Source organism: Nocardia harenae NBRC 108248, assembly GCF_001612885.1.
Taxonomy (GTDB): domain Bacteria; phylum Actinomycetota; class Actinomycetes; order Mycobacteriales; family Mycobacteriaceae; genus Nocardia; species Nocardia harenae.
In genome coordinates, this window is sequence record NZ_BDBH01000005.1 from 281,773 (window position 1) to 303,928 (window position 22,156).

Below are 22,156 nucleotides of genomic sequence, written 5' to 3' on the forward strand. Positions count from 1 at the left end.
GCTGAGACGCGAAGCGGGGCGGTCGCCGATCGGCGACCGCCCCGCTTCGTCGGTGTGACTAGTCGTTCTGGAAGTAGCTCAGCAGCCGCAGGATCTCGACGTAGAGCCAGACCAGGGTGATGGTCAGGCCGAAAGCGACGCCCCAGGCCGCCTTCTCCGGCGCCTGCGCGCGGATCAGCTGATCCGCGGCGTCGAAGTCGAGCAGGAAGCTGAACGCGGCGATGGCGATGCAGACCAGGCTGAAGATGATGGCGATCGGGCCGCCGTCGCGCAGGCCGAGGCCGCCGTCGATGAAGAAGCTCGCGACCAGGTTGCCCAGCGCCAGCACCACCACGCCGATCAGGGCGCCGACGATCATCCGGGTGAAGCGCGGCGTCACCCGGATGGCGCCGGTCTTGTAGACCACCAGCATGCCCGCGAAGACACCGAACGTGCCGAGCACCGCCTGCCCGATCAGCGCGCTACCGCCCGCGCCGCCGAACTCGATATTGGTGAACATGAAGGACAGCGCGCCGAGGAAGAGCCCCTCCGCCACGGCGTAGGCCAGCACGATGGCCGGATTGTCCATCTTGTTGCCGAAGGTCGCGACCAGCACCAGGACCAGCCCGACGAGGCCGCCGCCGATCACGAAGGCGGGCGCAAGCGCGGTGTTGGCATTGGTCAGGGCGTAGGAGAGGACGGCGGAGACGGCGAGCACGGCCAGGGTGATGCCGGTCTTGGTCACCACGTCGTCGATCGTCATCGACCTGGTGGCCGGGGGCGCCTGGTACTGCGGCACCTCGCCGTACTGCTGCGGCGGGTACTGGCCGTACGGCTGCTGCTGCTGCTGGCCGAACTGGCCGGCACCGGCTACGCCGGAACCGAAGTTCGCGTAACCGCCCACTCCCTCCTGCCGAGGCAGGCGCCGGAAGACTGGATTGGAGGAGGTACGCAAGGGATCCCTTTCTCGAGTCCGGATCGCGTCTACTGCTGTTCCGTACAACGCCCGCCGCCGGAAAACAGTTCCGTAGTCAGCGGACAATTCGGACTCTACCGTTCTACGTCCCGTAAACCACGTACCGATCTAGTCACCGTGAACTTCTGGTTGCGAGCGATGACCTCGGTGTGGCCGACCAGCCGCGCCGTCACGCCGCGGTGGTTGAGGTGGCTGTTGTAGACGGTCCACAGCTCGCCGCCGGGGCGGAGCACCCGGCCCGCCGCGGCGAACATCTTGATCGCGGAGCCGGTGTGCACCGCGGCGCCGATGTGGAAGGGCGGGTTGCAGAGCACCAGGTCGGCGCTCTGCGGCGGCAGCGAGGCCATGGCGTCGTCGCGCACCACCCGAACCCGGTCGGCCACCCCGTTCGCCGTCGCCGTGGCCACCGCCGACGCCACCGCGGCGGCGGACTGGTCGGTGCCGGTGACGCCGATCCACGGCCGCGAGCGGGCCAGCGCCACCGCGAGGATGCCGGTGCCGCAGCCCAGGTCGACGGCGTCGCGGGCGTCCGGTTTCATCCGGTCCAGGTGCCGGAGCAGGAAGCGGGTGCCGATATCGAGCTTCGGGCCGGAGAAGGCGGCGCCGTGCGCGACGACGTCCAGCCCGAGCTCGGCCAGGTGCTCGCGCACCGGGAAGCGCGGTGCGCCCACCGGCCTCGGCCCCGAGACCAGCAGCGCGCGCGACTTCTGCCTGCCCCGGCTGGCCATGACCTCGGTGAAGTACTCGCCGAGCACCTCGTTCATGGCCGGGGTCAGGTACTTGTCCCGGCCCGCGGCGAAGAGCCGCACCCCGGGGTCGGCGTACCGCGCGACGGCCTCGGCGGTCTCGGCCAGCCCGGCCAGTGCCCGCGGCAGCCGGAGCAGCACGACGGTGGCGCCGGTGAGCAACGCGGCGTCGAGGGGATGGCTGCGGTAGCGCCCGGCCAGGTCGAGCGTGCGGGCATTGGCGGCGAGCGCGAGCTCGCCGGTGAGCACGTCCTGGTGCACCCGGATGCCGTGCAGGTCGTGCGAGACCGCGGCGCCGAGGGTGAGCGCGCCGTAGCCGTCGTCGAGCACCGCGACCTGTCCGGGGCCCGCCCCGGCCAGCGCGTCGGCCGCGATGTCCAGCAGGAGCCGGTCGGCGGCGTCGACGGCATAGAGGTTCGCCGCCTCGACATCCGGATACCGGCGCAACCGGCCCAGCACCTCGTCCACATCGCCCACGGCTCAAGTGTGCTGGATCGTTGCCCCCGCGTCGCACCGACCCCGCCCGCTGGAACCGCGGCGCGCGCCGAAATCCCGGATCCGGCCCGCTCGCGGGCATAGCATCGGCCGATGCGGACTCCGATGCTGCTGACGATCCTCGCCGCGGCCGCCGTGCTCACCGGCTGTGACGACAGCGGCTCGGCCGGGCTCGCGCCCTCCCCGAACGCGGTCACCAGCACGCTCGGCGCCCCCACCACGGCCGCCGAGCCGGTCCCCACCGACGCGCAGCCCAAGCGGGGCGACAAGAGCCGCGGCGCGATGCTCACCGTCACCGGTATCCGGATCGGCCACCACCCCGGTTTCGAGCGGGTGGTCTACGACCTCGGCGGCACCGGCACGCCGGGCTGGGTGGTCGAGTACACCGACCGCGCGGTGCAGGACGGCAGCGGGACGGTGCTCGACATCGACGCCGGCTCCGTTCTCGAGGTGCGGATCCTCGGCTCCGCCTACCCCTTCGACACCGGGGTCGCCCCGTTCGACAACTCCGAGCCGGTGCGCGATCCGGAGGCGCCGGGGGTCACCGGGGTCTACCGCACCATCGTGTTCGAGGGCGAGACCCAGTCCTTCATCGGGGTGCGCGGCGACCGGCCGCCCTTCGAGGTGCGCACCGCCACCGGCCCTGCCCGGCTGATCGTGGATATCGCGACGCCCTGACGCGCCGGAACTGCGCGTCAGGGCTGATGCTCAGACCCGCGGCCGCACCGTCCGGCGCCACTGCTGGTCGCTGCTGTCCCTGCTGCGTTCCCGCTGCTGACGCCGCCTGCGCTGCTCGAAGACCAGCGCGGCGCCGGTGAGCACGCTCACCACCGCGACCCCGACCAGGAAGAGCGCGGACTCCGACCACCCGGTCAGCGAGATCACCGCCGCGAGCACCGCGGCGAAACCACCGATGCCGAGCAGCCCGAAACCGGCCCAGTACCTGGTGTCGGCGAGGGTCGACCCGGGGCCGGGGCGACGCGAGATATCGGCGGCTCCGTCGAGCGGGGGAATCTCCCAATGCGAATCGGTCATCACACACACCTTCGTTCGTCGTGCCGTATCCGCCGGGTGCCCTGGCCATGCCGGGTGAAACGGTGCCGCCCCTTGACGGAATACGCCCCGGAAACCGCTCGACAGTGCTGTCCGGAAGCATTCGATGACCACCGCGAATTCCTGGCTACATATCGAATGGCTATCGAAGAGATTCTTGCCTCGGCAAACTATCGGCACCGCCGAAACCCCCGCGCCGGGAAGCGCGCAGTAGCGGGCGGATGTCGACAGCCGTAGTATTCGGCCCGTTTCAGGCCTCGCTCGACAGGACGTTCATCGTGACCAGCAGTACCCGGCACACGCCACCGTCGTCGCGGCGTTCCCGGAACAAGCGGGCGCCCACCGCGCGCGCGGCCACGCTCACCGCCCTGCTCGCGGCCGCCGCGGAGCGCAACCCGGACGGTGTCGCCGTGCGCTGCGGGGACGAGTCGCTCACCTACCGCGCGCTCGACGACCGCTCCACCCGGCTCGGCCGGCTACTGCTGGCCAGGGGCGCGGCGCCGGAGTCCGCCGTCGCGGTGGCGCTGCCGCGCTCGATCGACGCCGTGGTGACGCTGTGGGCGGTGGCCAAGACCGGCGCCGCCTACGTGCCGATCGACCCGGCACTGCCCGCCGCTCGCCTGGACTACCAGGTGCGCGACTGCGGCGCGCTGCTCGGCGTGACCGATCGGGCGCACGCCGGATCGCTGCCGGACCGGCTGCCCTGGCTCGCCGTCGACACCGCGGCGACCGCGGAGCTGATCGCCGCCGAGGCCGGCGATCCCATCTCCTACCTGGACCGCCCGACCGTGCTCCGGTCGTCCAACGCGGCCTATGTGATCTATACCTCCGGATCCACCGGGCAACCCAAGGGCGTCACCGTGACGCATGCCGGGCTCGCCGGGCTCTGTGTGGAACAGGTCACTCGTTTCGGCCTCACGCCGGACGCCGGCACGCTGCACTTCGCCTCGCCCAGCTTCGACGCCTCCATCCTGGAGCTGCTGCTCGCCGTCGGCGCCGCGGCGACCATGGTGATCGCGCCGCCCACCGTGCTCGGCGGCGGCGAGCTGGCCGCCCTGCTGGCCGGGCAGGAGGTCACGCACGCCTTCCTCACCCCGTCCACGCTGGCCACGCTCGACCCCGCGAGCGTGCCCGCGCTGCGGGTGCTCGTGGTCGGCGGCGAGCCGTGCCCGCCCGCGCTCGCCGACCGCTGGGCGGCGCACACCGCCCTCTTCAATGCCTACGGCCCCACCGAGGCCACCATCGCCGCGACGCTGGCGGGCCCGATGACGCCGGGCGTCCCGGTGACCATCGGCGCCGCGCTGCCCGGCGTGCACTGCCGGGTACTCGACGCCAAGCTGCGCCCGGTCGGCATCGGCGTCGCCGGTGAGCTCTACCTGGGCGGCCCCGGGCTGGCGCGCGGCTACCGGGGGCGGCCCGCGCTCACCGCGCAGCGCTTCGTGGCCGACGCGAACGGCGCGCTGCTCTACCGCACCGGAGATCTGGTGCGGCGCAACGGTACCGGCGACTTCGAGTACCTGGGGCGGCTGGATCAGCAGGTTCAGGTGCGCGGGTTCCGGATCGAGCTGGGCGAGATCGAGGCCGCGCTCGGCGCGCAGCCAGGCGTGCGCGCGGCGGTGGTCGTCGACCGCCGCACGGCCGCGGGCGACACCGCGCTGGTGGCCTATATCGAGCCCGGCCCTGACGCCGCCCCCGACCCGGCGGCGCTGGCCGACGCGGTGGCCAGGGTGCTACCGCGCTACATGGTGCCGAACTCCATCACGCTGCTCGACCGCATTCCGCTGACCACCTCCGGCAAGGCGGACCGCACCGCGCTGCGCGGCCGCCCGGTGGACGAGTCGCCCTACCGCCCGCCCTCCGGCGCGGGTGAGGAGCTGGTCGCCCAGGCCTTCCGCGCGGTGCTCGACCGCCCGAGGGTCGGCGCCGACGACGACTTCTTCGTGGTCGGCGGCAATTCGCTGCTCGCCACCCAGGTCGCGGCCCGGCTCGGCGACGCGCTGAACGCGCAGGTGCCGCCGCGGCTGGTCTTCGACCACCCGACCGTCTCCGGCCTCGCGGTGGCGGTACGCACCGAGCTCTTCGACCCGGCCCGGCCCCCGCTGCTGGCACGGGCGCGGCCGGACCGCATCCCGCTCTCCCCCGCGCAGCTGCGGTTCTGGCTGCGCAACCAGTTCGACACCGCCTCCGCGGTGGACAACCTCGGCTTCGCGCTCACCCTGACCGGCGCGCTCGACGTGCCCGCACTGCACGCCGCCTTCGCCGACGCGGTGATCCGGCACGAATCGCTGCGCACCAGGTACCCCGCCGACGCCGATGGCCCGCACCAGGTGGTGCTCGACGCCGACGCGGCGCTCTCCGCGCTCCGGGTGCACGAGGCCACCGCCGAACCGGACTCCCCCGCCGTCGCCGCCTGGGTGGACGAAATCCTGTGGCGCGGTTTCGATGTCGCGCGCGAAGTACCGCTTCGGGTCGGGCTGCTGCGCACCGGCGATCGGCACGTGCTCGTCTGCGCCATGCACCACATCTGCGCCGACGGCTCCTCGCTGGCGCCGCTCGCGCGCGACATCGCGGCGGCCTACGCGGCGCGCAGCGCGGGCACCCCGCCCGCCTGGCAGCCGCCCGCCGTGCAGTACGCCGACTACTCGCTGCGGCAGCGCGACGTGCTCGGCTCCCGCGACGACCCGGAGTCCCCGCTCGCCCGCCAGCTCGCCTACTGGAAACAGGAGCTAGCGGGCATCCCGGACGATCTGGAGCTGCCCGCCGACCGCCCGCGCCCCGCGGTGGCCTCGCTGCGCGGCGCCTCGGTGCAGCGCGAGGTGTCGGCGGCGCTGCACGGCGCGCTGCGCACCGTCGCGCGGCGGCACAATGCCACCGTCTTCATGGTCATGCGCACCGCGCTCGCGGTGCTCATGGCCCGGCTCTCCGGCGTCACCGACGTGACCATCGGGGTGCCGATGACGAACCGGGCCGAGGCCGCGCTGGACGACGTGGTCGGCATGTTCGTCAACACGACGGTCTCGCGCACCAGGGTGGATCCGGGCGAGAGCTTCGGCGCGCTGCTCGGCCGCACCAGGGAGCGCGACCTGGTGAACTTCGCGCACTCCGAGGTGCCGTTCGAGCACGTCGTGGATGCCGTGGACCCGCTCCGCTCGCCCGGCAGGCACCCGCTCTACCAGGTCGGCTTCGCCTTCCAGAACTTCTCCGAGGCGCGCATGTCGATGGCGGGGGTGGCGTTCTCCGGCTTCGACCTGGAGACCAGGACCGCCAAGACCGACCTGCACATCGCCGTGGTGGAGTCGCGCACCGACGACGGCGCGCCCGGACCGATCGTGGTCCGCTTCACCTACGCCACCGACCTCTTCGACGCCGCGACGGTGGAGCGCTTCCTCGGCGGCTACCTGCGGCTGCTGGAGCAGATCGCCGCCGAGCCGGGCCGGGTGGTCGGCGAGCTCGACGTCATCGAGCCGGCCGAGCTGCGGCTGCTGCGCGCCTGGTCGACCGGGCCGGTGCGGCCGGTGCCCGCGGAATCGCTGCTCGCGCCGCTGCACCGGTTCGCCGCGACCAGCCCGGACGCGGTCGCGGTGACCGGCGCGGGCGGGACGCTGACCTACGCCGAGCTCTCCGGCGCGGTGAGCAGGCTCGCGCGCTGGCTGATCGGGCGCGGCGTCGGGCCGGAGGCGGTGGTGGCGGTGGCCATGCGCCGCTCGCTGGCGCAGTACATCGCGCTCTGCGCGGTGGTCGAGGCCGGTGGCGCGTGGGTGCCGATCGATCCGGACCACCCGGCCGAGCGGATCGGCTACGTGCTGGACTCCGCGCGCCCGGTCTGCACCCTCTCCACCAGCGGCGACGGCTTCACGGCTGCCCCGGCCGAGCTGGTCGACACCCTCGATCTCGCCGGCTACGCCCGCTTCCCGGTGACCGACGCCGAGCGCACGGCCCCGCTGCACCCGGACAACCCCGCCTACCTCATCTACACCTCCGGCTCGACCGGCAAGCCCAAGGGCGTGGTGATCACGCACCGCGCCATCGTCAACCAGATCGAGTGGATGCGGCACGAGTACCGGGTCACCGCCGCCGACATCTACCTGCAGAAGACGCCGGGCACCTTCGACGTCTCGCTGTGGGGCCACTTCCTGCCGCTGCGCTCCGGCGCCACGCTGGTGCTCGCCGGGCCGGACGAGCACCGCGACCCCGGTGCGCTCTCCCACCTGATCGCCGAATACCGCTGCACGCTCACCGATTTCGTGCCGTCCATGCTGGCCGCCTTCGCCGCGCACTGCGAACCGGCCGAGCTGAGCACGCTGCGCGACATCTTCGTCATCGGCGAGGCGCTGCCGCCGGAGACCGCCCGCGCCTTCGCGCAGCGCTGCGCCGCCGGGATCCACAATGTCTACGGCCCCACCGAGGCCGCGGTGAGCATCACCAAGCACCCCGTCGGCCCCGGTGACGATGCCGCGCTGCGGGTGCCGATCGGCACCCCGGAGTGGAATTCCCGGGTGCTGGTGCTGGATTCCAGGCTCTGCCCGGTGCCGGTCGGCGCCGTCGGCGAGCTGTACCTGGCCGGGGTGCAGCTGGCCCGCGGCTACCACGGCCGCGCGGCGCTGAGCGCCGACCGCTTCGTCGCGAACCCGTACGACCACGCCGGGACCAGGATGTACCGCACCGGCGACCTGGTGCGCTGGAACCCGCGGGGCACGCTCGACTACCTCGGCCGCACCGACTTCCAGGTCAAGCTGCGCGGGCACCGGATCGAGCTGGGCGAGATCGAGGCGGCGCTGCTCGCCCTGGCCGGAATCGGCCAGGCCGCGGTGGTGGTGAAGACCGGCGACACCGGCGATCACCTGGTCGGCTACGTCGTCCCCGAGCCCGGCGCCGCGCTCGACCCGGACGCGCTGCGCACCGCCGTCGCCGCCGCGCTGCCCTCGTACATGGTGCCGTCGGCGGTGGTCGTGCTGGCCGAGCTGCCGGTGAACACCAGCGGCAAGCTGGACCGGGCGGCGCTGCCGAGCCCGGTCTTCGCCTCCCGCGCGCTGGTCGCCCCGCGCAGCCCGCTGGAGGAGACGGTGGCCGCCGCCTTCGCCGATGTGCTCGGGCTGCCCGAGGTCGGGGTGACCGACGACTTCTACGAGCTCGGCGGCTCGTCGCTGCTCGCCTTCTCGCTGCACCAGCGGCTGACCAGGGATCTCGGGCGGCGGGTGCCGATGGCGGCGCTGCTCGGCGATCCGACCGCCGCGGGCGTGGCCGGCTACATCAGCGGGGCCGACACCGCGGCGGCCGCGAACCCGGCCGACGACGCCCTGCTCGACGACGACATCTCGCCGTTCACCATGACCCCGCGCGCGGTGCTGCTCACCGGCGCCACCGGCTTCCTCGGCGCGCACCTGCTTCGCGCGCTGCTCGACCGCACCCCCGCGACGGTATATTGCCTGGTCCGGGCAGGTTCCGACGCGCAGGCGGTCGAGCGGGTGCTGGCCGCCCTGCGGCGATACCGGCTGCGCGAGGACGGTTTCGAGCGGGTCCGGCCGGTGCCCGGCGACCTCGCCGCGCCCCGGCTCGGGCTCGCCCCCGCCGACTACGAGCGGCTCGCCGCCGAGATCGACGTGGTGCACCACAACGGGGCCAGGGTGAACCACATCGAGCCGTACGCGCGGCTGCGCGCGGCGAATGTGGAGGGCACCCGCGAGGTGCTGCGGTTCGCCCGCACCGGGCGGATCAAGCCGCTGCACTTCGTCTCGACCATCAATACTGCCGTCCGCGCCGACGGCGCGCCGGTGACCGAGGACATCCGGCTCACCGCCGACGAGCTGCCCGGCAGCGGGTACATCGCCTCCAAGTGGACCGCCGAGGAGCTGGTGCGGCGGGCCGCCGAGCGCGGGCTGCCCGCCCGCATCTACCGGCCGGGGACCATCAGCGGCACGGCCTCCGCCGGGATCAACAGCACCTCCGACGCGCTGTGGAACCTGTTGCGTGCCACCGCTGTTCTCGGCATGGCGCCCGATCTGGGCGACGCGGCGGTCTCGCTGGTTCCGGTGGATTACGTCGCCGACGCCGTCGTCACCATGGCCGGGCGGGCGGGCGCCGAGACCGTGTACCACCTGGTGAACCCGGAACCCGTTGCGGTGCGGGAGATCTACGACATCCTCCGGTTGGAGGGGATACCTGTTTCCACCGTTCCGCTGGAGCAGGTGCGGGACGCGCTGGAGCGGGAATCCCGGCTCCGCGAGGCCGCCGGTGACGACACCCTGACCCGCGCCGCGCTCCTCACCACCGATTTCGCCGGACTTCCGGTGCATCTCGACTGGCGCGACGACCACACACAGGCGATGCTGTCAGGCACCGGCGTACTCCGCCGACCGGTCGACCGGGCCGTTCTGGCAGCGTATGTCCGGGAATTCCTGGCGTCGGGGTTCATTCCGGCCCCGGCGGGGATACCCTCGTAGTCCGTACCGACCAGGTTTCTCACCTGAGAGAATCGGATACCCCGTCGGTGTCACCCACAGCGAGCGCCGACGAGAAACGGAGTTTCACTCGATGTCCACCGGCAGGAACGCGCCCCGCGGGGTGACCAAGCGCGCAATCGCGGCGTTGTTGTTCTGGAGAAAGGATTCTTCGCAGCAGGGCGGCAACGGGTCCGAGTCGACGGAGGTCGCGCCGTCCGCCGACTCGGCGCGCAGCGCCGACGCACCGGTGACGACGGTCGAGAAGGCCGAGTCCCCCGCGGCCGATTCGGCGGCGACCCCCGTCGACCCGACCGGTTCTCCGGCCACGGCCTTCGACTCGGTGGTGACCACTCCCGAGCGGGCCGAGCCCGAGGCAACGGCAGCCGCCGACGCGGACGTGCTCCCGCCGACCGCCGACGAGCCCGCCGTTTCCCCGAAGCCCGTGGACGATGCCGCACCCACCACGCCTGTCGACGAACCCGCCGCTCCCGCGAGGTCCGTGGACGATGCCGCGCCCACCACGCCTGTCGACGAACCCGCCGCTCCCGCGAGGTCCGTGGACGATGCCGCACCCTCCGCCATCGGTAAGCCCGCCGCGGATGCGACGGCTCCGGCCGAGAGCGCCCCGGCCAAGAAGGCCCCGCGGAAGAAGGCGGTGGCCAAGGCGGCCGATCCGGCCAAGAAGACCGCCGCCAAGAAGGCCCCTGCCAAGGCACCGGCCAAGAAGGCCGCGGCGAAGTCCACCACTCCGCGCAAGACGACGCGCAAGCCCGCCGCGCCGAAGGTCGAGGAACGCGTCCTCACCCCGCGCCGCCTGGCGGACAGCGCATACCGCGAGGAACAGTTCGCCGCCCGCTACGAAGGCCCGATCGCCCCGTTCAACCACCTGGTCGACAAGCTCATCGAGGAGAGCGGCGACCCACTCCCGTACCTGGCCCCGATCTACGGCGGCACCGAGGCCCGCCTGCTCTCCCTGTTCCGCGACCCCGGCCCGAAGACCCGCGCGGGCCAGCAGAACAGCGGCCTCCTCTCCCCGGAGAACGACGACCAGGCCGCCGAACGCTACCTGGAGTTCTTCCAGTCCGCGAAGCTGCGCATCGACGACCTGATCACCTGGAACACCTACCCCTGGTACACCAGCCGCAAGCCCTCCACCGCCGACATCGACCGCGGCCTCGCCCCCCTGGAACAGGTCATCGCCCTGCTTCCGAAGCTGAAGGTCGTCCTGGCCCACGGCCTGGACGCCCAGGCCGCCTGGCGCCGCTTCGAGCGACAGCACCCCGAGGTGGCGGGCAAACTCATCGTCATCCCGACCTACCACACCAGCAAGCAGGCGCTCTTCACCCAGGACGAAGCGGTCCGCGCGCAGCGCGAGGACAAGCTGCGCAAGGACTTCGCCCAGGCCGCGGAGCACCTCGTCGAGTGACCGAGGATCTCATCGGTACCTGGAGCTCCGACTACGGGTACCACTCCTCCATGGAGGACGAAGAGCTGGTGTTCCGCCCGGACGGTGAGGGTTCGGTGGCGTATGCGAGGCCCGGTTCCGCCGACCGCATCCTGTTCCGCTGGGCCCCGAGCGGCCCCGAGTCGGTCCTGCTCACCCCGCACCGCTCGTACCGCGACGAGAACGGCTCGGTCACCGAGCGCGACCTCCCCGCCGCGGCCGAATTCCACTACCGCCTGGAGCAGGGCATCCGCCCGCTGCTCGACCACCCGCTTCCGGTGCTGGTCGTGATCGAGCACACCGGCTTCCTGGTCGCCGATTCCTACGCCCAGGTGACCGGCGCCCGCTGATCACCGGTGCCTGCGCGGCCGGTCGCACACCTGCCGCGCGGGCGCCGACGTGACCCCCGCGTAGACCCGCAGCGCCTCTCCGATCCGCCCCGCCGCCCGCTCCAGCTGCTCGGGCGAGAGCTGCTTGCCGAAGGCCGCCGCGTCGAGCAGCTGCCGCTGCGTGCGCCGCAGCTCCTCGGCGGCCCGATCGAGTGGGGATGGCTCAGGCATGGCACGACGCTACCCCCTGGCGAACATATGTTCGAGTCGATCAGCCGATCAATTCGGCGAGCCGCCGCCTGCTGCGCGTCCAGCCGGGCGGCGAGCCGGTCGAGTTCGGTGCACCTGCCCAGCGTGTCGAAGGCGCTCCGGATGTCGGCGGGCACCTCCTGCTCGATCGCCAGCCCGCGCTCCGCATACACTTCGCCTCGTCCGGCACCCCGAGCCCCAGCGCGATCTCGCGGTAGTGCACTGCCTCCCCGCGCGGGAACCGAACCGCGGTAAGCGGCGTGGTCGCCCCGGTGAAGACCGGTCACAATCTGCGGATCACTCCGACCAGCGACCAGTTGACGACCACCTGCTGACCGGTGAGCAGATCCGTCTTCACGGACACTTCCTTCAACAGCTGATTGGCAACGAAGTACGGGCTGACTTCAGCCTCGGCCATCTCGACTCGGTACGTTCTCCCTGCGATATCGAACTCGACCGGAACTTGCACGTCGGCCCGACCTTTGTTACCCCATGCCACCGCTTTACCCCTCTCGTTTCCGAAAAAGTAGCACGACGCCCCATATCGCTCTGTCGATCGTTCGAATGAACTTCGAACTCCGGCCCGGAGGGGTAAGCCGGCCTGTGCTCGATGTCGTATATTCTGCGGCATCATTCTCGGAAGGGGGGGCAGCGACATGGCCGGAAGCAGCGCCGGCGAACATCATCGACGGGCGATCGAGTCGCACGCCGGCACAAACGGCACCGGAGTAATCACCCAGCCGGCTCGACTGCTTCGCAATTCCCTGATCGGGATCATGCTCGGCGAGTACCGGCGATCGAGGGGACCCGATATCGGATATGCCAAAGCGCTCCTGGAAATCCTGAGCGAAGTGGAATCGGACGCGGTCTCCAGGGAAATCGCGCGAAACTACGACGAACGCAGCAAAAATCAGTGCCGACGCTGGACAGTTTCCGCACTGTACTTCTTCGCCATAATCCTGCCTGCAACATTTCTGATCGCCTTCGCCCAGGTCGGCACCCCCCTCGCCATACTGATACTCTCCGGGCCGCATTCGAGCGCGAACCCGGTGATTCCCATGTGGTGGGCCGCGCCCGTCGCAATCGGACTGTGCATCACACATCCGCTGACCTACACACTGAGCTTCTTCGTGAGTTTTCGTCGACCGGCCTTCATCAGGTCCAGGTCTGCCAGATTCCTGGCACTGGCCGCCGTGGCCACACTTCTATTTCTGCCGATACGCTCGTTCGATTACTCGGTCTCGAAGACCGCCCAAGCTTCTCTCCGCGGCATCGAAGGAATCATCGACAACACGCAGGATATTCCGCTTATTTTCATGACCTCCATAGGAACAGCCGCGTTGGCAGGAATATTCACGGCAATGTTCGTGTCGCTCGGCCGCTGGCTGCTGCTGGATCGAGTCGTCACCGGCGAAGCTCTCTATTCTGTCAATCGGCACCTGCTTCGCGCGTACTCGCTCCTCCGAGCGGAGGGCGCATTCGCGACCGATGCCATCAAATTGGAGATAATAGGAACCCTTCGACAAGCCGCCGAAAGCCTCCACCGCAGCACTCCGCGCCAGTACCGCCACCTCGCCACCGCCGACCGATCAGTGATCTCCGCCAGGTGCCACGAGGCCGCGCAGGTTTTCAAGTCCTACACGCTCTGGGTGGCACTGCCGGGACGAAGCACGCAGGAGGATCTGTGCCAGCTCCTGAAGGAGTCGATCGTCGCCATCGCGCTCGGCCACTATCACCATCTCCCCACGCTGGACAAGGTCAAGAAGCCGTCGTTCTCGCTGAAGGTCCGAGCCGGGCTGGTACTGCTGCGCAACCTGCTCGGCGGACTCGTACCGATCCTCCTCGTAGTCTTCGTCAAGTTTCTCGGCATCGATATGGGCGGCAGCATTCTTGCGAACGGCATGGTGGTCGTCGCCCTGGTCTGGCTCTCCGTCGTCCTGATCTCCGTCTTGGACAGCAACTTCCCCACCCGGCTCATCCTGGTGCGCGACTTCATAGCGGCGTTCAAGGACGGAGCATCGAAATAGGGTGACGCCATGATCAGCCTGCGCGTGGCGCGGCCGAGAGGGCGCCCACGCGGTCGAGAGTCGGTGCCCCCAGTCGGACTCGAACCGACACTGGGCGGATTTTAAATCCGCTGCCTCTGCCAATTGGGCTATGGGGGCGCCCCGGAGAAGAGTACCGGACCCGTACGCCTGTACCGGAATTCGACCGCTGGGTCCGATACCGAACTCACACCGCGGGGTCGGCGCGGATGAAGAAGCAGGAGTCGACGATGACGGCGGCGGCGGGGAGGCCGTGCACGTCGGCGACCTCGCGGAGGTCGGGGCCGAGGCGGGGGTCGGTGGTGAGGGCGCAGAGCGCGATCTGGAGTGCTTCGCCGAGGCCGGTGAGGTGCTCGGCGATCTGCACCGCGTCGGCGGGGCCGAGTTCGTCCCAGCCGAGGGGGGTGCGGGTCTGGGCGCGGTGGCGGCGCAGCGTGTCCTCGCCGAGGAGCTTCATGAACTCGATGGCGCCGGTGAGGCAGCGCTGGTGCACGGCGCGGTACTCGGGGCACGGCTTGCCGCGCTCCACCATGACGGCGGCGACGGTGGCGGCGGTGAAGAGCGCGTCGCAGGCGCGGGCGGCGGTCGCCTCGGGCTCCCTGCGGTGGTCGCAGAGGCCGGTGGCGACGGCGTCGATCCAGTCGTTGACCTGCGTGACCCCGGGGAGACGGCGCACAGCGGGTTGCGGTTCGCGGGAACGCCGTCGCCACAGGTTTCGCATGATGCCTCTATTCCGAAGCCGGACTCGATGTCGCCGTGCGGTTGAGCAGGGAATGCCGTCGTCCGTAGGCAAAATACACCAGCAGGCCGATCGCCATCCAGAGCAGGAAGCGGACCCAGGTCTCGACCGAGAGGTTCACCATGAGCCACAGGCAGGCGAGCACGCCGAGGATGGGGATGAAGGGCACCAGCGGCACCCGGAAGCCGCGCTCCAGCTCGGGGCGGGTGCGGCGGAGCACCAGCACGCCGATGGAGACCAGCACGAACGCGAAGAGCGTTCCGATGTTCACCATCTCCTCCAGCGTGCCGAACTGCACGAAGCCGGCCAGCACCATGCACACGACGCCGACCAGCACGGTGAGGCGGGCTGGGGTGCCGAAGCGGCCAGTCTTGGCGAGCCCGCGCGGCATGAGCCCGTCGCGGGACATGGCGAAGAGCACCCGGGTCTGGCCGAGGAACAGCACCATGACCACGGTGGTGAGCCCGGCCAGCGCGCCGATGGAGATCACCGTCTGCGCCCAGTCCGCGCCGCGCAGCGCGAAGGCGGTGGCGAGGGTGGAGTCGTCGCCTGCCAGCTCGGTGTACGGCACCATGCCGGTGAGCACCAGCGAGACCGCCACGTACAGCACGGTCACCACGGCCAGCGAGCCGAGGATGCCGCGCGGGACGGCGCGCTGCGGGTCCCTGGTCTCCTCGGCGGTGGTGGCGACGACGTCGAAGCCGATGAAGGCGAAGAACACCAGGCTGGCCGCGGCCAGCAGCCCGTACCAGCCGAAGGTGCTGCTGCCCGCTCCGGTGGCCCAGGAGAAGAGCGACTGGTGCCAGCCCGCCTCGCCCTCGCCCGGCTGCGACGGCGGGATGTAGGGCGAGAGATTGTCCCTGTCGAAGTAGGTCAGCCCGACCACGACCACCAGCGCGATCACGCCGAGCTTGATCGCCACCGCGATGGCGGACACCCGGGACGACACCTTGGTGCCGATCACCAGCAGCACGGTCAGCACCGCGAGCAGAACCACAGCGCCCCAGTCGAATTCGACCGGGCCGAGGTCGACCACCGGCTGCACACCGGTGAACACCTCGCCGAGGTACTGCGACCACCCCTTGGCCACCACGGAGGCGGCGAGCGCGAACTCCAGGATCAGGTCCCAGCCGATGATCCAGGCGACGAGCTCGCCGAAGGTGGCGTAGGAGTAGGTATAGGCGCTGCCCGCGACCGGGACGGTGGAGGCGAACTCGGCGTAGCAGAGCGCGGTGAGCCCGCACGCGACGGCGGCGAAGACGAAGGCCAGCGAGACCGATGGCCCGGCGACGTTGCCCGCGGTGCGCGCGGTCAGCGTGAAGATGCCCGCGCCGACCACGACGGCGACGCCGAAGACGGTGAGGTCCCAGGCGGTGAGATCCTTGCGCAGCTTGGCGTCCGGCTCGTCGGTGTCGCGGATGGACTGCTCCACCGACTTGGTGCGGAAGAGCCCGCCGGTGCGGGTCGTGGTCATGGTGACTCCATTCCTCGAATCAATGCACGCCCTCCATGTGCCTGCGTACCCACGGCGCGAGGGCGGCCATGATCAGCCCCGCGACGACGGCGACCGCGCCGATCAGCCCGAAGTACGCGAATTCCCGATCGGTCTCGTAGTACCCCGCCAGCACGCCCGCCATCGAGGTGCCGAAGCCGACCGAGAAGAAGTAGAGCGCCATCATCTGCGCGCGGAACGCCGCAGGCGCCAGCTGGGTGGTGACGGCCAGCCCGATCGGCGAGATCAGCAGCTCGGAGATGGCGAACCCGGCCATGATGAGCAGCACGAACACCGCGGGAGTGCTGCGCCCCTCGCCGCCGGCGAAGGGCAGGAAGAGCCAGAACGAGAGCCCCATGCCGAGCACGCCGAGCGCGAACTTGCGCGGGGTGCTCGGCGCGCGGGTGCCGAGCCGGGTCCAGAGCGCGGCGAAGAGCGGGGAGAGCGCGATGATCCAGACCGGCTCCACCGAGCCGATCCAGCTGGACGGCGCGGTCCAGCCGAAGATGGACCAGTTCATGCGCTCGTCCGAGTACACCGCGAGCACCGTGAAGATCTGCTGGAACAGCGACCAGAACACCGCGTTGGCGATGAACAGCGGGATGAAGGCGCGCACCCGGGTGCGCTCGACCGGGGTCACCTTGGGGCTGCGCAGGATGATCGCGAAGTAGAGCACCGAGGCGACGGCGATCACGCCGGTGGTGACGTCGGCCAGGTTGCTCAGCCGCACCCAGCCGAGCGCCCACACCAGCGCGACCACCGCGGCGACCGCGATCAGCACCCCGGCGATCGGCCCGGCGGCCCGGCGCGGCAGCGGGTTCGGCACCTCGCGGCCCGCGGTGCCGAGGTTGCGCCGGAAGATCACGTACTGGGTGAGGCCGAGCGCCATGCCGATCGCGGCGGCGCCGAAGCCGTAGTGAAAGCCCCACTCGCGCTGCAGCAGCCCGGTGAGCAGCGGCCCGGTGAAGGCGCCGATATTGATGCCGAGGTAGAAGAGGGTGAAGCCGCCGTCCACCCTGGCATCGCCCTTGGGGTAGAGCGTGCCGAGCAGCGAGGAGGCATTGGCCTTGAGCGCGCCGCTGCCCAGCGCCACCAGCACCAGGCCGACGCCGACCCCGGCCAGCCCCGGCAGCAGGGCGAGGGCGATGTGCCCGGCCATCACGACGACGCCGCCGTAGAAGACCGTCCGCTCCATTCCCAGCAATCGGTCGGCGATCCAGCCGCCGAGCACCGTCGAGAGGTACACCAGCCCGCCGTAGGCGCCGACGATGCCGACGCCGGTGTCCTGGGAGAGCCCGAGCCCGCCGTCGGTCACCGAGTAGTACAGGTAGTAGCCGAGAATGGTGAGCATGCCGTAGAAGGAGAAGCGCTCCCACAGCTCGACGCCGAACAGGTTGGTCAAGCCGATGGGGTGCCCGAAGAAGGTGCGCTCCGGTACATCCGCTTGCTCGATATTCGCTGTCTCGGCCATGTGCCTCACCTTCCCACACCACCGGACTCGGTTCGGTAGCCACTCCACGGCAAGTTTCGGCCGGTCGGGCGGGGGCATTCGGAGCCCGTGATCGAGATCGGTGTCACCGTTGAAGTACCCATCGACGAGGCATTCGCCACACTCACCGATGGTTGGCTGTACTCGTCCTGGGTCGTCGGCGCCTCGCATATTCGCGCGGTCGATCCGGAGTGGCCCGCGGTCGGCTCGCGCATCCACCACAGCGTGGGGCCGTGGCCGTTCACCATGCGCGACCACACCACCGTTCTCGCTGTTCAGGAGCCTCATCGGCTGGAGCTGGAGGCCCGGCTCTGGCCGTTCGGGGCCGCCTACGTCCGGCTGACGCTGCGCGAGGAGGGGCCGGGGCGGACGCGGATCGAGATGGCGGAGAAGGCCGTCAAGGGGCCGGGTGTTGTGGTGCCCGATCTCGCCCAGGGGCTCCTGCTGGCGCCGCGGAATCGGGAGTCGCTGCATCGGCTCGCCGATCTCGTGCGCGGCCGGGCGGACAAGGGGTAGTCGGCCACTATGACGACCAGCGTTCGCACCCGTCTCGCCCTGCCGCCCGCCCGGGGCGCCCTCTCCTCCGCCGTGCTCACCGCGCTGCGCTCGGAGCCGGGGACTTCCGTTTCCGTGCCCGCGGGGGATGTCGATCCGTACGGCGATGATCTGCACCTCGCGCTCTACACGCTGTACGAGCTGCACTATCAGGGGTTCGACGGGGTCGCGCCCGGGTGGGAGTGGGATCCCGGGCTGCTCGCGTTCCGCGCGGAGTTGGAGCGGCGCTTCCTCGCCGCCATGCGCGCTGACGTGCCCGGTGGGGCTGATCTGGATGCCGAACTGAACGCGCTGCTGGTGCAGCCCGGTGAGCCCGCCGGGGTCGGTGCCTTTCTGCTGGAGCGGGCCGAGTGGTGGCATCTGCGCGAGTACTTCGTGCACCGCTCGATCTACCACCACAAGGAGGCCGATCCTTACGCCTGGGCCATCCCGCGGCTGCGCGGGGAGCCCAAGGCGGCGCTGGTGGCGGTGGAGTTCGACGAGTACGGGGGTGGGCATGCGGACCGGGTGCACGCTCAGCTCTACGCGGACCTGATGGCTGCTGCCGGGTTGGACGACGGTTATCTGCACTACCTCGATGTGGTGCCCGCGCCGATGCTGGCGCTGGTGAACATGATGTCGCTGTTCGGGCTGCATCGGGAGTTGCGCGGGGCGCTGGTCGGGCACTTCGCGACGGTGGAGATCACGTCGTCGCCGGGGTCGCGGCGGATGGTTTCGGTGCTGGAGCGGCTGGAGGCCGATCCGGCTTGTGTGCGGTTCTATGCCGAGCATGTCGAGGCGGATGCTGTGCATGAGCAGGTCATGCGGCGTCAGGTTATTGCGCCGCTGGTGGCCGAGGAGCCGGAGCTTACCGAGTCGGTGGTGTTCGGGATCCAGGTGACGAATCTGCTCGAGGAGCATGTGGATCGGGTGCTGCTGGAGGCGTGGGACGTCGGGAAGTCATCACTGCTCGAGCCGCTGGAGTAGCTCGCTCGACCAGGAGTGCGGCTCCTCGCCAGGAGGATGTGTTTCGAAAATCTCTATTCCCGGCGCAGGGCCGATGCCAGCCACTCGGTGCGGCGGTGCGGCGGGCATCTCCGACAGACTTTTGGTCGCCTCCTCCACCGCGCGAGCCTTGTCCCCGTCAATCGTGTCGAAAGTGGCGGCCTATCGAACGATGCCTCAGCCGCGAGCCCGATCGAGCGGTAGCGGCAGGATGAGGACGTCGAAGGTCGGGGCGTCCGGCCAGCTCGGGCGCAGTGTCCCGACTCGGCGCCATCCCCAGCGGCGGTAGCGGTCGTAGGCGCGATCGTTGACCGGGTCCACCAGCAGCGTCGCCCGGCTCTCCCCGCGCCCACGGAGCAGCTCGTCGTGCAGCCCGCGCGCCAGCCCGCGACCGGCGTGCTCCTTCGCGACCATGATCTCGCTGAGCGCGAAGGTCCGCGCCCCGTCCTCCGCGGTAAAACTTCCGAGGTCGCCGTTGTCGAGCGTGAGCCCGCCCCACCACCCGGATCGCTCGCTCAGCGCCCAGCCCCACGCCTGGCCGACCGGCACGCCGCCGTCCGAGCGGATCACCAGTTCGAACTCTCCCGCCCGCGACGGGTCGGTGTAGGCGTCGAACCGGCCCATGAAGGCGTCGGGCTGCTCGAAGGGCTCGCCGCTCGCGATGGCGTCGGCGTAGGCGCGCTCGTAGACGTCCTGGACGGTGCCGCGGATCCGGCGTGCACCGGCGGCGTCGTAGCGGGCGTACTCGGTCATGTAGGGCTCCCCTGCGAGGTGGCGATGGCATCGAATCGAGCTGCGAATTCCGCGCTCGCGGTCGACTTTCCGGCGAGAGCCCGCACGGGAGCCAGGGCCCGGACGGATCGCGGCGAGGCGACCGACTCCTCGAGGTCGCGCAGCACACCGATTCCGTCCGCCACCGCGCCGGATGCGTCGCCGATCTCGGCGCGGGTGGCGGCCAGCCAGGCGCGGGCATTGACGGCATTACGAGGCGATGCCGCTTCGGCACAGGTGATTTCGTAGCGGGCGAGGGACTGGGCGGTATCGCCGAGGTCGCCGTAGCCGCGCGCTTCGTGGGCGTGGATCTCGGCCGGGCTCACGAAGTGCAGCCACTGCGGGCACTCGTCCACCCGCTCGTATGCATGCGCGGCGTCCAGTTCGCGCCATGCCGTCGCGATCGCACGCCCGAAGCCGAGCCGGTCGCCCGCCACCCCGTGTGCCTGCGCCTCCCGCACCGCCACCAGCGCGTGCACCCGGCCCGGCGGCTGGCCGCGCACCAAGTCGCGGGCGCGGCCGGTCAGTGTGAGCGCGTAGGACGGCGAGCCACGGCCCTGCCGGGCCAGGGCCAGGGCCTGGTTCGCCGCGCTGAGGCAGGCGTGCACGGTGAGGCCGGCGTCGTCGGCCGACGAGGCGAGCGCGAAGGCATCGGAGTAACAGCGCCGCGCGAGGGCGTGCCGGTCGGCGTCGTAGGCGAGGAATCCGGCCTGCGCGGCGAGTTCGCCGGTGGCCGACATCAGCGCGCGTCCGGTGGCGTCGCTGTAGCGGCCGCTGTCGAGCAGGGCCAGGGCGCGGTCAAGGGTGCGCACGGCGGTGTCGACCAGCGGTGCACCGCCGTGGCGTTGGTCGGCGGCGTCCAATTGGGCAACGACGGCGACGAGCCGCTGCACGTCCTCGACGCCGAGGCGGGCGGCGGGCTGGTGCCAGGCGGGCAGAGCAGTCGCGGTGAGCGCTGTCAGCTTCCCGAAGTCACGGCGTTTCACGTCGGCCTCCTCGTCTTCGATCGCGGCGGCGTGACGCCCACCCGTACTTCCAGCATGCCCCCGCGGAGGTGTGCCGAGCGCAGCGATGAAGCGTTGTCGTTGCTCGGGCGAGAGGTCGCGGAGCACGGTATCGAGCGTTTCGGCACGGGCCGCCTGGATGATGCGGGCGTCAGTGGCGCGCTCCCACTTCCGCACGGTCGGCACCTTCCAGCCGATCCGCTCCGCGAACTGCTCCTGGGTGTCGCGCAGCGCCGCAGTGCGGAGTGCGCGCACTTCGATGGCTGTCCACTTCTCGACGATCATCCGCTCCCCTGCCGGTGACCTGAACCCCTGTGGCGGAAGCGTATCCGTTCCGCATCACCTCGCGTCCTGGGTTCGCTCGCATCGTTCGATGAGGCTGAGAACGGGCCCCGGCACCGCCCGGGTCCTCAGCACCCTGTCCGTGCGGGCCCGCCTCCGCGGCGCTGGGTGCTCGATACCGAAACAGGGGAGAGCATTGGAGAGCCAGCCGGACAGCGCCGACAGCGCGCGCCGCGACGACCAGCAGGACGGGACGCGCACCTACCGGTGCAGCGAGCGGCCACCAGCACTGCACCGCTGGGACGCTTCGAGCGTGCTCAGCAGGCACTCGGGCCACGACCCGGCGCGCTGTCTCCCCTATGCTGCCGCGCTCGCGCGGTTGTCCACCCCGCTGTCGTGACCACCGCGCGCCCCGAGCTCCCACACTGGCGCGAGCTCATCACGGCATTCCGGTTCCCGCCGCGCCAGCACGACACCCATCTGCTCGAGCGAGCCCGGATGCTGGCGGCGGTACACCGCGTGTGCGGCGTCTCCCTCGCCCGCGATGCCGACTTCGAGGCCGACCGCGCTGCACTGCGCCACCAGATCGCGGCGTGGATCATCGAGCACACCGGCGCTCACCCCGGCGCAGCGGCCTCATGCGCCACCGTCATCGACGACATGGCCGCCGCACAGGTCACCGCCGAGCGACTGCTGCAGACCGACCCGCCGCCCAGCGCCGAGCAGTTGCACGCTGCCTGGTCCGATGTCGGCTACCTCGCTGCCCACTGGACCGACCTCGTCGCCGAGGTGATCGACGGACAGCCACCGGTGCCCTGGCCGCTGGAGCGCCGGTGATCCTGTTCGCCACCGTGGTCGCGTTGTTCCCGACGCTGCTCGTCGTCGGGCTGTGGGGCCGCCGTCGGCCTACCCCGGCAGGGCGCCCGACCGTCGCCAACATCCAAGCGCGCCTTGCAGCCGAGCGCCGCCGCGAATCCGGTTGCCACCGCGACGACACAGCGGGTCTGGCGAGCGATTCTGTATGTCGGTTCGAGCCTGACTGAGGCAGTGGATAAGCCCTGGTGAAGGTGTTGCAGGGCTGGCA

21 protein-coding genes and 1 tRNA gene are annotated in these 22,156 nt (G+C 70.8%); 10 read left to right on the forward strand and 12 right to left on the reverse strand.

Annotation, left to right across the window (positions count from 1 at the left end):
• Positions 1–58: 58 nt before the first annotated feature.
• Complete coding sequence (locus NH2_RS12905; protein WP_067653032.1) at positions 59–934, reverse strand: Bax inhibitor-1/YccA family protein; 876 nt, start codon at positions 932–934, stop codon at positions 59–61.
• A 95-nt stretch (positions 935–1,029) separates the two neighbouring features.
• Positions 1,030–2,178: a class I SAM-dependent methyltransferase gene (locus NH2_RS12910; protein WP_067653034.1), complete on the reverse strand. Its 1,149-nt coding sequence runs from the start codon at positions 2,176–2,178 to the stop codon at positions 1,030–1,032.
• A 111-nt stretch (positions 2,179–2,289) separates the two neighbouring features.
• On the opposite strand from NH2_RS12910, the gene NH2_RS12915 reads away from it, so the two are divergent.
• Positions 2,290–2,874, forward strand: coding sequence for an AMIN-like domain-containing (lipo)protein (locus NH2_RS12915; RefSeq protein ID WP_067653036.1), 585 nt, complete (start codon positions 2,290–2,292; stop codon positions 2,872–2,874).
• 30 nt (positions 2,875–2,904) lie between these two features.
• Here the strand turns inward: NH2_RS12915 and NH2_RS12920 are convergent, their stop codons facing one another.
• The gene (locus NH2_RS12920) at positions 2,905–3,231 is read right to left on the reverse strand and encodes a hypothetical protein (protein ID WP_067653038.1); all 327 of its coding nucleotides are present in this window, start codon (positions 3,229–3,231) and stop codon (positions 2,905–2,907) included.
• 296 nt (positions 3,232–3,527) lie between these two features.
• Here NH2_RS12920 and NH2_RS12925 point away from each other — a divergent pair, with 296 nt between their 5' ends.
• Positions 3,528–9,689, forward strand: coding sequence for a non-ribosomal peptide synthetase (locus tag NH2_RS12925; protein WP_067653040.1), 6,162 nt, complete (start codon positions 3,528–3,530; stop codon positions 9,687–9,689).
• 84 nt (positions 9,690–9,773) lie between these two features.
• On the opposite strand, the gene NH2_RS12930 is transcribed toward NH2_RS12925, so the two are convergent.
• Positions 9,774–10,040 carry a hypothetical protein gene (locus NH2_RS12930; protein ID WP_067653042.1) on the reverse strand — a complete coding sequence of 89 codons (267 nt, stop codon included), beginning with the start codon at positions 10,038–10,040 and terminating at the stop codon, positions 9,774–9,776.
• Between NH2_RS12930 and NH2_RS29800 the strand changes: the two genes are divergently transcribed.
• Both NH2_RS29800 and NH2_RS12940 read left to right on the forward strand, forming a co-directional pair.
• Positions 10,033–11,115, forward strand: coding sequence for a uracil-DNA glycosylase (locus NH2_RS29800; protein ID WP_245650548.1), 1,083 nt, complete (start codon positions 10,033–10,035; stop codon positions 11,113–11,115). The genes NH2_RS12930 and NH2_RS29800 overlap by 8 nt on opposite strands.
• Positions 11,112–11,483, forward strand: a complete 372-nt coding sequence (locus NH2_RS12940) for a hypothetical protein (RefSeq protein ID WP_067653044.1) — start codon at positions 11,112–11,114, stop codon at positions 11,481–11,483. The genes NH2_RS29800 and NH2_RS12940 overlap by 4 nt, the downstream gene beginning before the upstream one ends.
• Here the strand turns inward: NH2_RS12940 and NH2_RS12945 are convergent, their stop codons facing one another.
• Positions 11,484–11,693 (reverse strand): DUF6374 family protein, encoded by a 210-nt coding sequence (locus NH2_RS12945; protein WP_067653046.1) that lies wholly within the window; start codon positions 11,691–11,693, stop codon positions 11,484–11,486. It abuts the gene before it with no gap.
• Between the two features lie 301 nt (positions 11,694–11,994).
• On the reverse strand, positions 11,995–12,129 hold the full coding sequence (locus NH2_RS30185; RefSeq protein ID WP_281202028.1) for a hypothetical protein: 135 nt from the start codon (positions 12,127–12,129) through the stop codon (positions 11,995–11,997).
• A gap of 238 nt (positions 12,130–12,367) precedes the next feature.
• On the opposite strand from NH2_RS30185, the gene NH2_RS12950 reads away from it, so the two are divergent.
• Entirely contained in the window at positions 12,368–13,738 is a 1,371-nt protein-coding gene (locus tag NH2_RS12950) for a hypothetical protein (protein ID WP_157103747.1), read from the forward strand.
• Positions 13,739–13,802: 64 nt separating this feature from the next.
• On the opposite strand, the gene NH2_RS12955 is transcribed toward NH2_RS12950, so the two are convergent.
• The 4 genes from NH2_RS12955 to NH2_RS12970 form a co-directional block, all read right to left on the reverse strand.
• Positions 13,803–13,876: transfer RNA gene (locus NH2_RS12955), tRNA-Leu, on the reverse strand.
• A gap of 67 nt (positions 13,877–13,943) precedes the next feature.
• Positions 13,944–14,432, reverse strand: coding sequence for a hypothetical protein (locus NH2_RS12960; RefSeq protein ID WP_067653050.1), 489 nt, complete (start codon positions 14,430–14,432; stop codon positions 13,944–13,946).
• Positions 14,433–14,484: 52 nt separating this feature from the next.
• Positions 14,485–15,969 carry an amino acid permease gene (locus tag NH2_RS12965; RefSeq protein WP_067653052.1) on the reverse strand — a complete coding sequence of 495 codons (1,485 nt, stop codon included), beginning with the start codon at positions 15,967–15,969 and terminating at the stop codon, positions 14,485–14,487.
• A 19-nt stretch (positions 15,970–15,988) separates the two neighbouring features.
• A complete protein-coding gene (locus NH2_RS12970; protein ID WP_067653054.1) occupies positions 15,989–17,458 on the reverse strand; it encodes a peptide MFS transporter in 1,470 nt (489 codons plus the stop codon).
• 87 nt (positions 17,459–17,545) lie between these two features.
• Here NH2_RS12970 and NH2_RS12975 point away from each other — a divergent pair, with 87 nt between their 5' ends.
• Entirely contained in the window at positions 17,546–17,992 is a 447-nt protein-coding gene (locus NH2_RS12975; RefSeq protein WP_067653055.1) for an SRPBCC family protein, read from the forward strand.
• A gap of 9 nt (positions 17,993–18,001) precedes the next feature.
• Positions 18,002–18,997 (forward strand): iron-containing redox enzyme family protein, encoded by a 996-nt coding sequence (locus NH2_RS12980; RefSeq protein WP_067653057.1) that lies wholly within the window; start codon positions 18,002–18,004, stop codon positions 18,995–18,997.
• A 195-nt stretch (positions 18,998–19,192) separates the two neighbouring features.
• On the opposite strand, the gene NH2_RS12985 is transcribed toward NH2_RS12980, so the two are convergent.
• A complete protein-coding gene (locus NH2_RS12985) occupies positions 19,193–19,768 on the reverse strand; it encodes a GNAT family N-acetyltransferase (RefSeq protein WP_067653059.1) in 576 nt (191 codons plus the stop codon).
• On the reverse strand, positions 19,765–21,075 hold the full coding sequence (locus NH2_RS12990) for an NsdA family TPR-like regulatory protein (protein ID WP_067653062.1): 1,311 nt from the start codon (positions 21,073–21,075) through the stop codon (positions 19,765–19,767). Before NH2_RS12990 ends, NH2_RS12985 begins: the two co-directional genes overlap by 4 nt.
• Positions 21,076–21,268: 193 nt before the next feature.
• On the opposite strand from NH2_RS12990, the gene NH2_RS12995 reads away from it, so the two are divergent.
• From NH2_RS12995 to NH2_RS28755, 3 genes are read left to right on the forward strand one after another with little or no spacing between them, the layout of a single operon-like run.
• The gene (locus NH2_RS12995) at positions 21,269–21,472 is read left to right on the forward strand and encodes a hypothetical protein (protein WP_067653064.1); all 204 of its coding nucleotides are present in this window, start codon (positions 21,269–21,271) and stop codon (positions 21,470–21,472) included.
• Positions 21,469–21,909 (forward strand): hypothetical protein, encoded by a 441-nt coding sequence (locus tag NH2_RS13000; RefSeq protein WP_067653067.1) that lies wholly within the window; start codon positions 21,469–21,471, stop codon positions 21,907–21,909. Before NH2_RS12995 ends, NH2_RS13000 begins: the two co-directional genes overlap by 4 nt.
• Entirely contained in the window at positions 21,906–22,115 is a 210-nt protein-coding gene (locus tag NH2_RS28755; RefSeq protein WP_157103748.1) for a hypothetical protein, read from the forward strand. The genes NH2_RS13000 and NH2_RS28755 overlap by 4 nt, the downstream gene beginning before the upstream one ends.
• The last annotated feature ends 41 nt before the right edge of the window (positions 22,116–22,156 follow it).

Excerpts from the sequence above, each read along its gene's own strand:
- NH2_RS12915 (WP_067653036.1), top strand. The coding sequence starts at position 2,290 with ATGCGGACTCCGATGCTGCTGACGATCCTCGCCGCGGCCGCCGTGCTC.
- NH2_RS12920 (WP_067653038.1), bottom strand. The coding sequence starts at position 3,231 with ATGACCGATTCGCATTGGGAGATTCCCCCGCTCGACGGAGCCGCCGAT.
- NH2_RS12945 (WP_067653046.1), bottom strand. The coding sequence starts at position 11,693 with ATGCCTGAGCCATCCCCACTCGATCGGGCCGCCGAGGAGCTGCGGCGC.
- NH2_RS30185 (WP_281202028.1), bottom strand. The coding sequence starts at position 12,129 with ATGGCCGAGGCTGAAGTCAGCCCGTACTTCGTTGCCAATCAGCTGTTG.
- NH2_RS12950 (WP_157103747.1), top strand. The coding sequence starts at position 12,368 with ATGGCCGGAAGCAGCGCCGGCGAACATCATCGACGGGCGATCGAGTCG.
- NH2_RS12965 (WP_067653052.1), bottom strand. The coding sequence starts at position 15,969 with ATGACCACGACCCGCACCGGCGGGCTCTTCCGCACCAAGTCGGTGGAG.
- NH2_RS12970 (WP_067653054.1), bottom strand. The coding sequence starts at position 17,458 with ATGGCCGAGACAGCGAATATCGAGCAAGCGGATGTACCGGAGCGCACC.
- NH2_RS12980 (WP_067653057.1), top strand. The coding sequence starts at position 18,002 with ATGACGACCAGCGTTCGCACCCGTCTCGCCCTGCCGCCCGCCCGGGGC.
- NH2_RS12985 (WP_067653059.1), bottom strand. The coding sequence starts at position 19,768 with ATGACCGAGTACGCCCGCTACGACGCCGCCGGTGCACGCCGGATCCGC.
- NH2_RS12990 (WP_067653062.1), bottom strand. The coding sequence starts at position 21,075 with ATGATCGTCGAGAAGTGGACAGCCATCGAAGTGCGCGCACTCCGCACT.